A 13307-nucleotide genomic window follows, 5' to 3' on the forward strand; every position below is an offset into this window, starting at 1 on the left:
AGCTAACAAGCCATCAAATCTGCATCTTAGTTCTGATGTCCCAACATCACCTGAGTGCTTGGATATTGGTGCTTAAGCTGCTGAGCTAATAGTTTTAGCTGCAATAAGTTAGTTTGGTTTTGCTGTTGATCGCGGGTGAAATCGCCGGGCTCAACTTGATTATCCCAGCCCCAACGCGTGTGCGACACATCTCCGACCACTAACACTGGGCCCGTTTTCGCGTTGACCAGATAAGCGGTGGAGCCGGGCGTATGGCCGGGCATATGCAGTGCAAATGCTGAGCCGTCAGCGAAGATGTCGACGATTTCACCTTGCCATTGTTGCAGTGCAGGTCGTCCTTTCAGCAGTAAGTTAATCACGTGTTTGGTTGCTACATTCATCCAATAACGACTTTGCCCCTCGTTATTGCCCACATAGATTGGTGCATCCAGATTGATGTCGGGTAAGCCGGTTACGTGGTCCAGATGTAAATGAGTGAGAAAGACCCCATCGACTTGCTTGATCTGGTTGTGTTCAAGGTAGTCTTGGGTGCTTTGCGTCATAGACAGCTGAGCAAAGCCAAATAGGGATTGCAGCAAGTTATTGATACCAAATTGGCTTGGGTCGTCGAATAAGGCTTGGGATACGCCAGTATCGATCAGGTAGTCGCCTTGGCTGGGGTGTTTAATGTGATAAGCAAAGATCTGAATCGCTTCGTTTTTATCTACAAGCTTGGCTTGTTTCGCTTTAGGGTGGTTTAAATTAACTAAGCCCGATAGCGGTACTTGCCAATCGGCGCTGGAAATGCGGGTAAAATCTACCTTATTACCTTGGCTTAACGCCGCGAGCATTTGTTCTTTGCTAACAGCTCTGCTAACAGCTTTACTAACGGCTTGGCTTGTCAGTTGGCCAGTTACCTGTTCGTTAACATCATGGTCTGTGGTGCGAGTTTGGCTAATGGCGATAGCACTAAGCAAAATGGTCAGGCTACAGGTAGCCAGTGCAAGATAGCGTTTTTTCATTACAACTCCTTTGACAGCTTTTGAACTGATTTTGGTTCTTTGCTTGAGTTTAGCTATCCGTTATTGTTGGTAAATCCGTTAAGTTTCGATATAGGTATGCAAAGATGAATAGTAAAGCCGATGCAAGTTATCAGCCCAGTTGGGAAGACTTACGCTTATTTCTTGCCGTGGCTGAATCGGGCAGTTTTAGTGCGGCGGCGCGTTTGTTAGGGCTAGGCCAGCCAACTCTTAGCCGACGCATTGCCGAGTTTGAAAGTGATTTAGGGGCCAATTTATTTGTTCGATTGCCCCAAGGCTGTCAGTTAACCGAAACTGGGCGTGCTTTATTGCCTGCGGCTAAGCAAATGGCGTGTTGGGCGCAGCAGGCACAAGTGGCGTTAACGCCAGCACCACACCAAGTTAAGGGCAAGGTGCGTGTGACAGCACCGCCGGGTATTGCGTTTACTCTAGTGCCTAGGGTAGCCAAGCAAGTGCGAGGGCAATTTCCTGAGATCCAGTTAGAGGTGATCAGCAGTGTTGATACCTTAGATTTAGCGCGGGGCGAAGCGGATATTTCATTGCGCACTCAATTACCTAAATCAAGTGAATTGCTTTGTTTGGCTTCGCTGCGCAGTGAAATGGCCGCTTATGCCCATCCTGATTACATTGATAACCTCGTTGCCGCCGCCGATTTGGCTGACATAGATTGGATATGTTGGGCGCCGCCCTTTGACCATTTGCAGGTGAATCAAGTGCTGCAAGGGCAAATTGATAACTTCACGCCTTGCTTTAGCAGTGACGATTTCAATGTACAGCTGGCAGCTTGCGCGGCGGGTGTTGGCGCCATGGTGTTGCCAAAGGCCATTTGCGATCATCCTTTGCTGCAACCTTTGCAGCCCCTGCCGCTGGATATTAGTCAGTACGGCTTTGGCGAACTATATTTGATTGTGCACCGACGTCAGGCGCATTTGCCTAAGATTAAGCAAGTGGCGAATGCTTTCGCAGATCACTTTGCTGCGGTGACCGCGCAATTACCCATTTGAGTGAGTATTGTGTGTTCTATCAAATCGCAATCAAGCTGAAGCTTAAGTGCTTGTAGTCGGGCGGGGCTTTTGTATAATCGCGCCTCGATTTTTTGGGTTCCCTCACCCCAACCAACAAAAAGGTACAAGATGAATACTCATACCCTAACGCAGGCAAAATTTGCCTTGCTTGTTCTATCGCTATTTCACATTGGCATTATTGCATCCAGTAATTACTTGGTGCAGTTGCCGGTCACTATTTTTGGTATGCACACCACTTGGGGCGCGTTTACCTTTCCGTTTATCTTTTTGGCAACGGATTTAACGGTGCGTATCTTTGGTGCCGGGCTAGCGCGTAAGATTATTTTTGTGGTGATGTTGCCGGCATTGCTGATTTCTTACTTGCTGTCGGTCATTTTCTTTAATGGTGATTATCAAGGTTTTGCTGGCCTGACGGAGTTTAATGCTTTTGTTGGACGTATTGCGCTGGCGAGCTTTTTGGCTTATTGCTTGGGGCAATTGCTGGATATTTCGGTATTTAACCGTATGCGCCAGTTGCCGCAGTGGTGGGTAGCGCCTTTGGCATCCACCGTGCTGGGTAACTTACTTGATACTCTGATCTTTTTCTTTGTCGCCTTTTATCAATCGAGCGATGCCTTTATGGCGGCGCATTGGTTTGAAATCGCGCTGGCTGATTATGGCTTTAAGTTGGTGATCAGTGTGTTTGTGTTTTTGCCTTTCTATGGGGTGATCCTGACGAGACTGCAAAAGATCCTACTTAAATCGGGTCGCTTATGTGATCAAGACAAGGTCGTTGCAGCAGAAGTATTAGCCCGTTAGTACTTACTGAGTTAGAATACGGCGTTTTTTTGCACTCGTGTCATGCATTCAGAGGTAACAATGACCACAGAAAGTCAGGGTTCGCAAGATATCTACGCTGATATTCGCCCTTATAACGATAATGAAATTGCTGATGTAATTCGCCGCATTACTCATGATGCCGAGTTTATTGAGGCCATGACTAAGATTCGTTTTCCGCGTTTAGCTAAGTGGGCTCCTTGGTTAATGCAGCCTTTGGTCAAACAAGCGCTGATTAAAAAGTGGGCTGGGTTAGATTCTGTGGCTAAGGTGCAAGATGAAGTGGCGTCTTACATGCAAGGCATGGTCAACTCGACGACCTCTAAGGTGACCTTTAGTGGTCTTGATCAGCTTAAAGCCGATCAAGCTTACCTATTTGTTTCTAACCATCGTGATATTGCGATGGATCCGGCTTTTGTTAACTGGGGTCTTTACCATAACAAGTTAGGCACGGTGCGCATTGCCATTGGCGATAACCTGCTGAAAAAACCGTTTGTTACCGATTTAATGAAGCTGAACAAAAGCTTTATAGTGAAGCGCTCAGCCACCGCACCGCGCGCCATGATGGCTGCGTTTTCGCACTTGTCGGCTTACATCAAAGACTCCCTCGATACTGGCAATAATATTTGGATTGCGCAAAAAGAAGGGCGCGCGAAAGACGGTTTTGATAAAACCGATCCCGCGATAATTAAGATGTTTTATATGCACGGTAAAAAGCAAAAAGTGGATTTTGCTGAGTATATTAAGCAGCTTAAGATAGTGCCGGTGGCTATTTCTTATGAGTATGATCCGGGTGATATCAGTAAAGCGCGTGAGCTAGTGGCGACCGAGCAAGATGGTAAATACGAAAAGTCTGAATTTGAAGACATCATCAGTATTATGGAAGGCATCAAGGGTAAAAAAGGCCATGTGCATGTCGCATTTGGTCAACCTTTAACGGCTGATTTTGATAATGCGGAAGCCGTGGCGCAAGCCATTGATGATAGCATTTATCGTCAATACTATTTGCATCCTTCTAATCTACTGGCTGCTAAAGTACCAGAAGCGGAAAAAGTCACTTTTGTTGATCGTCAGGCTTTTGAAGATCACATGAACCAAGTTCCAGAAGCATTACGTGAACGTGTACTCGCCATGTATGCTCAGCCCGTTCTTAACCGCGCCAAGGTTGCAAAATAACCCGTATCTACTTGATGGGTGATCCAGTCTAGTGGCTCCACCCTGTGGGAGCCGCAGTCATGCGGCGATTAATACCAAATCTCAATCGCACCATGACTGGTGCTCCCACAAGAGTTTGATAGTCTATAGTCTGATAGGCAGTGGTTTGATAGATAAATTGCACCATAATGGGAGCCCCAACAGGACATAGCTTGTGATTACTCGATTACCAAAATGGGTAGAATATGGGGCGTTTCTGCTTTCATTATTAGCGGGATGCGTCAATGCCATCGGCTTATTGGGCTTTGAGCATCAAGCCGTGTCCCACCTTTCTGGCTCGGTGACCCAATTTGGGGTCGGCCTGTTTGAGCTTAATTCTGCCACCTTTCATTTGTTTTGGGTTATTGTCAGTTTTTTGGTCGGCGCGATGATTAGTGGCGTCTTGATTGAAAATACCGCGCTGAAGTTAGGCCGCCACTATGGTTCGGCATTGTTTATTGAAGGAGGCTTGTTGTTACTGGCCATGCTAGCGCTGCAATATGGTTCAAGTTGGGGCCATTACTTTGCTTCTGCTGCGTGTGGTCTGCAAAATGCACTGATTACTACCTACAGCGGTGCCGTGGTGCGCACCACTCATGTTACCGGTGTGTTTACCGACTTAGGCTTAATGATAGGGGCGAGATTGCGCGGCCAAGCCTTTGATAAACGTAAGGCGATTTTGTTTAGCATTATCATCACAGGGTTTGTTTTGGGCGGGGTGCTGGGTGCGGCCCTATATCAGAGCTGGCAATATTTAGCATTATCAGTGCCTGCGTTAATGGCGGTGTTATTGTCCATTATTTATCAAGGTTTTATGCAGGATAAAGCAGCAAAGCCCAAATAAATTAAAATCTATATACATATCCTACTGGTATCTTTTCTTGAGAAAAGTTAGATTGGGTTGGCACATTATATTGTTTAATGTGTTAATAGCCTGAGGCTTGAATTTCTTAGCTATTTTTTATTTGTGCCATAATTTCACTGTGTTAAATGGTGAGAAGGATACGTAATGAAGACTCCAAAATATATGTTGGCCCTCGTCGCGGCCAGTACCATGATGACTTTACCTTTACAAGCAGCTCAAGCTCGTGAAAATTTAGCGTGCTCTTTAGTCGATGTCGTAGCTTGTAAAACGGATGGTGAATGCTTGCAGGGCAGCTCGCGTGATTTTGATATTCCAAACTTGTTAATTGTTGATTTTAAAAACAAGCAGGTAAAAGCTCATAGTGAATATGCTGATGATTCGGTTTCAATTATAAAAAATATGGAAGAGACCGAGGAACAATTAATCCTACAAGGCGTTGAAAACCATAAGGGCTGGACCTTAGCTATTGATCGCGAAACATCGAGTCTGGCTCTGACTTCTTCGGGTGAGGATCTCAGTATGATGATGTTTGGTAGCTGTACGCAAAAATAATGAGAGGTTAGATATGATGAAGCAAAAATCAATATTGGTTGCGACAGCGTTATTAATGGCTAGCCTAGTGACAACCGGGGCGTACGCCAGCAATAAAACAGGTGCATTTATTGGCGGTATGGTAGCCGGTAAAGTGTTGCATAATATGAGTGAGCGCACCGAGGCTCAAAAGGTTCAGGCGTATAATAGCCAACCAAGGGTGGTTTACAGCCAAGCCCCAGCACAATCGACTGCGGCTCCATCAGCGCAGCAAAAATTGGATGAATTAGATAAGCTGGCTGCAGGTGGCTATATCACCAAAGAAGAATACCAAACTCGCCGCAAAGCTATCTTAGATACGCTTTAAGTCGAAACCATCTTTCGCCTGTCTTTGTGATAATACCCAAGTGAGCAGCTTTAGCTCATTTGGGTAAATCTCTATTGCCTAAAAGCGGCTAGCGCAGGAAAACTTTTTTCAACAAATGTTTAGCTCAGTGGCAGGGTCAAATAGACTTGCTTTACTGACATCTATCATTAAATCTAATGTTTGGCCTACGACCACAGATAAGTCTGGGGTAAGGCGACAGTGTACCGGACGGTCATTGATGGTTATTTGGGCGATAGTTTCCGGTCCGGTTGGCTCTAATATTTCTATCTTGAATTGAACCGCTGAGATTTCCTCGGTTTCGCTTTGATGAGGTAGCTGTTGACTGATGTGCTCAGGACGCAGGCCTAAGATCAATTCTTGTCCGGCATAATCTTTTAATTTGTTTGGCAAATTAATGGTTTGTGCCTTGTTTTCGTTATCTCGAAGTTCACAATAAACATGGCCAGTAGCGTCGAGTTTGACTTGAATCGGAATAAAATTCATCGCTGGCGAGCCCATAAAACCTGCGACAAACATATTGGTCGGATGGTTATAAATTTGGTAAGGCGAGCCCAGTTGCTGCACTTCTCCGGCCTTCATTACGGCAATGCGATCGGCCAATGTCATGGCTTCAATTTGATCATGAGTAACATACACTATGGTGGTGCCTAAACGCTGGTGGAGCTTTTTCACTTCGGTGCGCATTTCCACTCGCAACTTAGCATCTAGATTACTTAGCGGCTCATCAAACAAATAGAGTTTAGGTCGACGCGCTAAGGCGCGCCCCATGGCTACACGCTGCTGTTGGCCGCCGGAAAGTTGGCTGGGTTTGCGGTCTAATAAGTGATCGATTTGTAATAGCTCGGCAACGCGGGTGATTTCCGCCGCGATCTCAGCGCTGGCGACTTTGCGAATTTTTAAACCAAAGGCAATGTTTTCCCTTACCGTCATGTTGGGGTACAAGGCATAGGATTGAAACACCATGGCGATATCGCGATCTTTGGGAGCCAGCCCTGAGACATCGACATCATTGATGCGTATTTCACCCGAACTAATTTCTTCTAGTCCCGCTATGGTGTTCATCAGCGTTGATTTACCACAGCCCGATGGGCCCACCAAAATCAAAAACTCGCCCGGCTCGATACTGATATTAATGCCCTTGAGGGTTTCAACATCGGTTTTAGGGTAAGTTTTACGTATATCAATTAAATCGAGTTTGGCCATAGTGAATTATCCTTTTACTGAGCCAGCGGTGAGGCCGCGCACAAAATATTTACCGGCGACAAAATAAACTAACAAGGTAGGCAGCGCGGCAATGATGGCGGCGGCCATATCGACGTTATAAGCCTTGACCCCCGTGCTGGTGTTCACCAAGTTATTCAGCGCCACCGTAATGGGTTGGCTGTCGGCGCCGGAATAAACCACGCCGAAGAGAAAGTCGTTCCAGATGGAGGTGAACTGCCAAATGATGGTGACCATGATAATGGGCTTGGATATGGGCAGTAAGATGGACCAAAAGATGCGAAAGAAACCCGCACCGTCGAGTTTAGCTGCCTTGATTAGTTCGTCTGGCACATTGATGTAGTAATTACGAAAAAATAGCGTGGTGAACGCCGCGCCGTAAATAACATGCACCATCACCAAACCTGTAGTGGTATTGGCTAAGCCTAATTTACCTAACATGCTGGCCATGGGTAGCAGTACCAGTTGGAAAGGCAAAAAGCAGCCAAACAGCATCAGGCTGAAGAATAAATCCGAGCCTTTAAAGCGCCACTTGCTGATCACATAGCCGTTAAAGGCACCAATCAAGGTAGAAATCAGTACCGCTGGCACCACCATTTTAATACTGTTCCAAAAGTAACCCTTGATGCCTTCGCAGGTAACCCCAGTGCAGGCCGTGCCCCAAGCTGCTTGCCAGCTGTCGGTGACCCATTGCTGTGGCAAGCTGATGAGGCTGCCGCTGCGAATGTCGGCATCGGTTTTAAATGAAGTGACTAGCATGACAAACAAAGGCATTAGATAGATCAGAGCCATAAACGCCAGCACGGCGTAAATCAGGCTGCGACCAAGCTGAGTTGTCATCGTTGAAGAGGAATTAGGCATGACGCTTACCCCTTAATTCTGAGTAAAGATAAGGCACTAAAATAGCTAAGATCCCCGCCAGCATCATGATGGCACTGGCTGCACCTAAGCCCATTTGGCCTCGGGTGAAACTGTGGGAATACATAAACAGGGCGGGTAAATCCGATGAATAACCGGGGCCGCCAGCGGTCAGCGCGGTCACCAAGTCAAAGCTTTTAATCGCAAGGTGCGACAAAATAATAATGGCGCTGAAAAACACCGGACGTAAGCAAGGTAAAATGATGCTCCAGTAGATCCGCGGCTTGCTGGCGCCGTCAATTTGGGCGGCGTTGATGATGCTGCTATCGATCCCGCGCAGCCCTGCCAAAAATAGTGCCATCACAAACCCTGAGCTTTGCCATACCGCGGCAATGACTAAGGTGTACACCGCCATATCCGAGTTAACCAGCCAATCGAATTGAAAATCCGTAAAGCCCATTTGTTGCACTAGGTGTTCAAGACCTAGGCCGGGGTTTAAGATCCATTTCCAGGCCGTGCCCGTGACGATAAAAGACAATGCCATGGGATAAAGATAAATGGTGCGGATCACGCCTTCTTGTTGAATTTTTTGATCCAAAAAAATGGCCAATAACACCCCGATTATTAGGCAGATAGCAATAAACAAGCCGCCAAAAATCAGCAGGTTTTCACAAGCGGTTAGCCAGCGGTCGTTATTCATTAAGCGCTCGTATTGCCGCCAACCGACAAATTCAAATTGCGGCAAAAACCGTGATTTAGTAAATGACAGCAGCGCGGTCCAAATAACAAAGCCATAGACGCAAACTAAGGTGACGACTATGGTGGGCGATAAAATCAGTTTAGGCAGCCAAAGTTGTAGTTTGTCTTGCCAACTGGTGTGTGGCGTAGAAGATTGGTGGCTAACAGACATAGTTAATACAGCCCTTTTGCAAGGGCTGGCTCCGATTACATAGCGTCTTCAACAACGTCAGCAAGCAGATTGGCGGTGTCTTGCGCGCTGATCTTATCGCTGTTGTAGAAGTTAGTGAGCACGTCGTACATGGCTCCCTGAATGGCGCTGGTGGTTGCCATGCCATGGGCAAAACTCGGCACGAGATCGCCTGTTCCTGAGCTGGCTTTAAAGGTCGCCATGGAATCCAATGCACATTGGTCAAACTTACTTAAGTCCATGTCTGTGCGCACCGGAATTGAACCCTTGTTCAGGTTAAAGACTTCCTGAAATTCAGGTGTCAGGATGGTTTTGGCTAAATCATGTTGCGCGGCCATAGCGGCTTTGTCTTTTTGTTTAAACATGGCAAAGCTGTCAACGTTAAAGGTAAATTGGCCTTGCGTGCCGGGAGCGGGGGCGCAGATGAAATCAACCCCAGGTTGTTTACCCGCGGCAATAAATTCGCCCTTGGCCCAGTCGCCCATAATTTGCATGCCAGCTTGGCCCGTGATCACCATGTTGGTCGCTATGTTCCAATCTCGGCCAGACGCGGCATCATCGGTGTAAGCTTTCATTTTCTTAAAGATGGTGAGGGCTTCCACCATTTTGGCACCCTTGAGCACCGCCATGTCGTGCTCGACAAAGGCCTTGTTGTAATCGCTCGATCCCAGCACTTCCAATGCCACTGCTTCAAATAAGGTGGCTTCTTGCCAAGGCTGACCGCCTTGGGCGAGGGGGATCACGCCTGCGGCTTTAAGTTTTTCTGCGGCGACAAAAAACTCATCTAAGTTGGTAGGTATCGTCGCGCCAGCTTTCTCAAACACTGCTGGGTTGGCCCATAGCCAGTTAACGCGGTGCACATTGACCGGCACAGCCACATAATTGTTTTCATATTTCATTATGTTACTGACTACAGCGGGAACTGATTGCTGCCAGCCGCCTTGCTTGGCTGCTTCATTAAGGTTAGCGAGAAAACCTAGGTCGGCCCATTCTTGAATATCGTGTCCCTTGATTTGTGCTGCTGTGGGGGCATTGCCCGAGGCAACGCGGGTTTTTAGCACTGTCATGGCGCTTTCACCGCCACCGCCGGCAACAGCAAAATCTTTCCAGCTATGACCTTGTTTTTCCATCATCTCTTTGAGTACGGCGACAGACTTGGCTTCACCGCCCGAAGTCCACCAATGTAATACTTCGACCTCACCTGCTGTTGCTGAGCCTGCTGCTAATGTCATGGCGATGAATAGGGTTTTCAATTTCATGATTATTCTCCGTGGCAATCAGTAATTGCTGCTTTGGGCACTTAATCTGAGTGAGTGCCTTTGCTCGCATTTCTACTCAAGTGTAGGAGTGATTTGTTGTTTGGATGTAACAAAGTGACTTGATTTGTAACATGGTTGTTACATTTTAATGTTGGAGCCATTTCGGTTTAGTGAGTCGGCGCTTGGTTGCTGTTGCTGGAAGGCAACAAGATGGGCAAAACAATCACAGATAAGCGGGCGTTTTTTAAGTACAATATAAGTAATCTTATTTTATTCAGTAGCCTTAGTTATGCCGCAGTCCGATTCACTTTTTGCTTCCCTTGGCTTAATGCCCGCTCTATGTACCCGCTTGGCCCAGTTACAATATGTGCAGCCAACGCCTGTGCAAACCCAAATCATACCTGCGGCGCTCGCTGGCAAGGATGTGCTCGCAGGTGCTAACACCGGCTCGGGGAAAACCGCGGCGTTTGTGTTGCCCTTGTTGCAGCGTTTATATCAGGCCAAACACTCGACGCAAGCCGTTAAATCACCTGCCAAGGGCAATTATGTGGCGTGTTTGATTTTAGTGCCAACACGTGAGTTAGCTCAGCAAGTTGCCGCCAGTTGTGAGTCTTATGGGCAGGATTTAGCGCCTAAGCTTAAAGTGACCTGCGTGCAAGGCGGGGTCTCTGTGAATAGTCAGATGTTAGCCTTGCGCGGCGGCAGTGATGTGATCGTGGCAACTCCTGGGCGCTTATTGGATTTGATTAACAGTAATGCAATTAAGTTAGATCGGGTTAAGTCCTTGGTGCTGGATGAGGCCGACAGACTACTCAGCTTAGGCTTTGCCGATGAGCTTGGTGCTTTATTGAAGTTATTACCTAAGCAAAAACAAACCCTGCTTTTTTCAGCTACCTTTCCTGAAGAGCTCAACGAGTTAACCGCACGGCTATTACATCAGCCTCATAGCGTGCAGTTACAAAGTGAGCAACAAAGCACCTTAGTGCAGCGAGTATTTACCGTAAATAAGCGTGAAAAAGCCCAAGTACTTAGCCATTTACTTAAAGCAAAAAACTGGTCGCAGGTGTTAATTTTTGCCAATGCCAAAAAGACTTGTGATCGCTTGGCACAAAAATTGGAAAAGGCGGGTATTAAGGCGCAAGTATTCCACAGCGATAAGGGCCAAGGCGCACGCAATCGCATTTTGACTGGCTTTAAAATCGGCGAGATTGATGTGCTGATCGCCACCGACATCGCGGCTCGCGGTATCGATATCGATAAGTTACCCGTGGTGATTAACTATGAGCTACCCCGCAGTCCGGCTGATTATATGCACCGAATTGGTCGCAGTGGCCGTGCCGGAGCGGCAGGCTTAGCCTTGTCGTTGATTTCCCACGATGAATATCAGCACTTTAAGCTGATTGAAAAGAAAAACAAATTACGCCTGCCACGTGAGCAGTATGCTGGGTTTGAGGCCGATGCCGAGGCTCCCGAGGACTGTCCATCTCGTTTAGCTAAACCTGAGATACCCGCGCCAGGCATGGGCAAAAAGAAACGGAAAAAAGCCGTAAGTAAAGCAACGGACACTGTTGCTTCAGCGGTGTCGAGCAACCAAGAGCCATTGCAGGCTGCACAGGCCTTGGTTGAAGATGCTTGGGCTAATTGGAAGAAAAAGTAATTACCCTTGGGTATAAGTCGCTTTGATACTGGGCCATAAGTGGGAGAATCGTTATGCCATTAACTTTAATGACTTTGAATTTATTCAACTTTGTGGCTCCCCCTTGTGCTGCCTATGAGATTGACAATATTCTGGATGCGCAGCAATGGCAGAGTAAACAAGCTTGGATCACAGAGGTTATTCAGGCCGCCCAACCAGATGTAGTGGGGTTTCAGGAAGTGTTTTCCGCGACTGAATTAGCCCAACTGTGCAGCGAATTAGGCTATCCCTATTTCTTATTTACCCCAGCGAGTGGCGATCTTTCTAGTCATGTTTTTGATAAGCCAGGGTTAGCTTTAGCAAGTAAGTATCCGCTGGATAAAAAGTCATTACATACTAATATTCCAGCTAATGTTTTTAGTCGAGAGCCATTAATTGCCGAGTTGACTGTGGCGGGTTTTGGGGCTCTGCGCTTGTATGTTGTTCACCTTAAATCAAAGCGCGCACTGTTAGCGCGTGATTATGCGGCTCAAGCCAGTGAGCTTGAGCATTATATGGGGCGTTGGGCTAGCGATCAGTTACGTGGCCAAGAAATGAGTTTACTCATGCAGGACATTTTATTGCATCGTCAGCAGCAAAAGCAGGGGGTCGTGGTTTTTGGTGACTTTAATGATGACTTATCGCAAGGCGCTTTACCGTTAGCCTTTATTAAGCCGATGCCAAAGGTTGCAGGCAGTGAGCAAGATTGGTCGATGCACGATAGCTACACCTTATACGCGACGACCGATGAGCGCCGCCCGACGCATTACTATGGCGTTCATGGGCGGATCTTAGATTACATATTATTGTCGGGTGAGTTTGCGCCAAATTATAGCCAACAAATTGGTTTGGTCACGGGTTACCAATGCCTTGATCGTCATTTAACCCACGCTGATTTTGCTAAACATAACCAAGCTAGCGATCACGCGGCTGTGGTAGTGAAGCTGACGAGCTTATATGGTTAGTCTTCACTGCTTTTGATTCCGTGAGCAACAATATTGAGCTAACAATTGGTTGAAATTTACACAGCTTTACAGTGGTAGGCCCTACTAATTACCCCCTATGAGGTATGCTTAAGTTGTGGGGGGATAAAAAAGGAGTAGGGCGATGAAACTGTCATGGTTAAATGTGCTTGGCTTGGTCACTTTGTTGTTAGCAGGCTCTGCGTTAGCCGCGCAGAAAATGGGGTGGCAACAGGATAATTGTGGTCGCATGAGCGGGGTGGGGGCTGGCAATCAGCCCAGTTTCGCTGAGTTGGATCTGAACCAAAATCAGGTAGTTACACAGGCCGAGTTTGCGGAGTTTCGACAAATACGTCAGGCCAATCGACCTGGTAAAGGGCGTAATGGTCAGCGCGTAGATGATGAAACTATGTTCCTCTGGCTGGATCAAGATGAAAATGGCGAGGTCAGCGAGGCGGAATTTTTAGCACATCAAGAGGCTTGTCGAGGTAATTGGTAAGGTTACTATCGAGATGATAACTCTGGGTAATAATAAAAATGCCAGTCAATCGACTGGCATTTTTTTC

14 protein-coding genes are annotated in these 13307 nt (G+C 47.0%); 9 read left to right on the forward strand and 5 right to left on the reverse strand.

What is annotated here, in order from left to right; all coding sequences use genetic code 11:
- Positions 1–26: 26 nt before the first annotated feature.
- A complete protein-coding gene (locus ACK8OT_RS16870) occupies positions 27–1001 on the reverse strand; it encodes an MBL fold metallo-hydrolase (protein WP_410197679.1) in 975 nt (324 codons plus the stop codon).
- A 104-nt stretch (positions 1002–1105) separates the two neighbouring features.
- Here ACK8OT_RS16870 and ACK8OT_RS16875 point away from each other — a divergent pair, with 104 nt between their 5' ends.
- The 6 genes from ACK8OT_RS16875 (at position 1106) to ACK8OT_RS16900 (ending at position 5817) form a co-directional block, all read left to right on the forward strand.
- The gene (locus tag ACK8OT_RS16875; RefSeq protein WP_410197680.1) at positions 1106–2023 is read left to right on the forward strand and encodes a LysR family transcriptional regulator; all 918 of its coding nucleotides are present in this window, start codon (positions 1106–1108) and stop codon (positions 2021–2023) included.
- A 129-nt stretch (positions 2024–2152) separates the two neighbouring features.
- Complete coding sequence (locus ACK8OT_RS16880) at positions 2153–2842, forward strand: 7-cyano-7-deazaguanine/7-aminomethyl-7-deazaguanine transporter (protein ID WP_410197681.1); 690 nt, start codon at positions 2153–2155, stop codon at positions 2840–2842.
- Between the two features lie 60 nt (positions 2843–2902).
- Positions 2903–4036, forward strand: coding sequence for a 1-acyl-sn-glycerol-3-phosphate acyltransferase (locus tag ACK8OT_RS16885; RefSeq protein ID WP_410197682.1), 1134 nt, complete (start codon positions 2903–2905; stop codon positions 4034–4036).
- 193 nt (positions 4037–4229) lie between these two features.
- Positions 4230–4898 (forward strand): YoaK family protein, encoded by a 669-nt coding sequence (locus ACK8OT_RS16890; protein ID WP_410197683.1) that lies wholly within the window; start codon positions 4230–4232, stop codon positions 4896–4898.
- 165 nt (positions 4899–5063) lie between these two features.
- The gene (locus ACK8OT_RS16895) at positions 5064–5471 is read left to right on the forward strand and encodes a hypothetical protein (RefSeq protein ID WP_410197684.1); all 408 of its coding nucleotides are present in this window, start codon (positions 5064–5066) and stop codon (positions 5469–5471) included.
- Positions 5472–5484: 13 nt separating this feature from the next.
- A complete protein-coding gene (locus ACK8OT_RS16900; protein WP_410197685.1) occupies positions 5485–5817 on the forward strand; it encodes an SHOCT domain-containing protein in 333 nt (110 codons plus the stop codon).
- 108 nt (positions 5818–5925) lie between these two features.
- Here ACK8OT_RS16900 and ACK8OT_RS16905 read toward each other — a convergent pair whose 3' ends face one another.
- From ACK8OT_RS16905 to ACK8OT_RS16920, 4 genes are read right to left on the reverse strand one after another with little or no spacing between them, the layout of a single operon-like run.
- Positions 5926–7041: an ABC transporter ATP-binding protein gene (locus tag ACK8OT_RS16905; RefSeq protein WP_410197686.1), complete on the reverse strand. Its 1116-nt coding sequence runs from the start codon at positions 7039–7041 to the stop codon at positions 5926–5928.
- Between the two features lie 6 nt (positions 7042–7047).
- On the reverse strand, positions 7048–7920 hold the full coding sequence (locus tag ACK8OT_RS16910; protein ID WP_486348281.1) for a carbohydrate ABC transporter permease: 873 nt from the start codon (positions 7918–7920) through the stop codon (positions 7048–7050).
- Positions 7913–8827 (reverse strand): carbohydrate ABC transporter permease, encoded by a 915-nt coding sequence (locus ACK8OT_RS16915; protein ID WP_410197687.1) that lies wholly within the window; start codon positions 8825–8827, stop codon positions 7913–7915. The genes ACK8OT_RS16910 and ACK8OT_RS16915 overlap by 8 nt, the downstream gene beginning before the upstream one ends.
- Before the next feature lie 35 nt (positions 8828–8862).
- A complete protein-coding gene (locus tag ACK8OT_RS16920; RefSeq protein WP_410197688.1) occupies positions 8863–10104 on the reverse strand; it encodes an ABC transporter substrate-binding protein in 1242 nt (413 codons plus the stop codon).
- Between the two features lie 289 nt (positions 10105–10393).
- Here ACK8OT_RS16920 and ACK8OT_RS16925 point away from each other — a divergent pair, with 289 nt between their 5' ends.
- The 3 genes from ACK8OT_RS16925 to ACK8OT_RS16935 all read left to right on the forward strand — a co-directional run bounded on the left by ACK8OT_RS16925 (position 10394) and on the right by ACK8OT_RS16935 (position 13240).
- Positions 10394–11761, forward strand: a complete 1368-nt coding sequence (locus tag ACK8OT_RS16925) for a DEAD/DEAH box helicase (RefSeq protein WP_410197689.1) — start codon at positions 10394–10396, stop codon at positions 11759–11761.
- 53 nt (positions 11762–11814) lie between these two features.
- Positions 11815–12744, forward strand: coding sequence for an endonuclease/exonuclease/phosphatase family protein (locus tag ACK8OT_RS16930; RefSeq protein ID WP_410197690.1), 930 nt, complete (start codon positions 11815–11817; stop codon positions 12742–12744).
- A 142-nt stretch (positions 12745–12886) separates the two neighbouring features.
- Positions 12887–13240 (forward strand): EF-hand domain-containing protein, encoded by a 354-nt coding sequence (locus tag ACK8OT_RS16935; protein ID WP_410197691.1) that lies wholly within the window; start codon positions 12887–12889, stop codon positions 13238–13240.
- Positions 13241–13307 lie beyond the last annotated feature (67 nt).

The sequence above is a fragment of the Motilimonas thetidivivens genome, assembly GCF_046452435.1.
Lineage (GTDB): Bacteria > Pseudomonadota > Gammaproteobacteria > Enterobacterales > CBDFNC01 > Motilimonas.

What these genes read in the sequence shown, in the direction of transcription:
- ACK8OT_RS16870 (WP_410197679.1), bottom strand. Translation starts at nt 1,001, where the DNA reads ATGAAAAAACGCTATCTTGCACTGGCTACCTGTAGCCTGACCATTTTG.
- ACK8OT_RS16875 (WP_410197680.1), top strand. Translation starts at nt 1,106, where the DNA reads ATGAATAGTAAAGCCGATGCAAGTTATCAGCCCAGTTGGGAAGACTTA.
- ACK8OT_RS16880 (WP_410197681.1), top strand. Translation starts at nt 2,153, where the DNA reads ATGAATACTCATACCCTAACGCAGGCAAAATTTGCCTTGCTTGTTCTA.
- ACK8OT_RS16885 (WP_410197682.1), top strand. Translation starts at nt 2,903, where the DNA reads ATGACCACAGAAAGTCAGGGTTCGCAAGATATCTACGCTGATATTCGC.
- ACK8OT_RS16895 (WP_410197684.1), top strand. Translation starts at nt 5,064, where the DNA reads ATGAAGACTCCAAAATATATGTTGGCCCTCGTCGCGGCCAGTACCATG.
- ACK8OT_RS16900 (WP_410197685.1), top strand. Translation starts at nt 5,485, where the DNA reads ATGATGAAGCAAAAATCAATATTGGTTGCGACAGCGTTATTAATGGCT.
- ACK8OT_RS16905 (WP_410197686.1), bottom strand. Translation starts at nt 7,041, where the DNA reads ATGGCCAAACTCGATTTAATTGATATACGTAAAACTTACCCTAAAACC.
- ACK8OT_RS16910 (WP_486348281.1), bottom strand. Translation starts at nt 7,920, where the DNA reads ATGCCTAATTCCTCTTCAACGATGACAACTCAGCTTGGTCGCAGCCTG.
- ACK8OT_RS16915 (WP_410197687.1), bottom strand. Translation starts at nt 8,827, where the DNA reads ATGTCTGTTAGCCACCAATCTTCTACGCCACACACCAGTTGGCAAGAC.
- ACK8OT_RS16920 (WP_410197688.1), bottom strand. Translation starts at nt 10,104, where the DNA reads ATGAAATTGAAAACCCTATTCATCGCCATGACATTAGCAGCAGGCTCA.
- ACK8OT_RS16925 (WP_410197689.1), top strand. Translation starts at nt 10,394, where the DNA reads ATGCCGCAGTCCGATTCACTTTTTGCTTCCCTTGGCTTAATGCCCGCT.
- ACK8OT_RS16930 (WP_410197690.1), top strand. Translation starts at nt 11,815, where the DNA reads ATGCCATTAACTTTAATGACTTTGAATTTATTCAACTTTGTGGCTCCC.
- ACK8OT_RS16935 (WP_410197691.1), top strand. Translation starts at nt 12,887, where the DNA reads ATGAAACTGTCATGGTTAAATGTGCTTGGCTTGGTCACTTTGTTGTTA.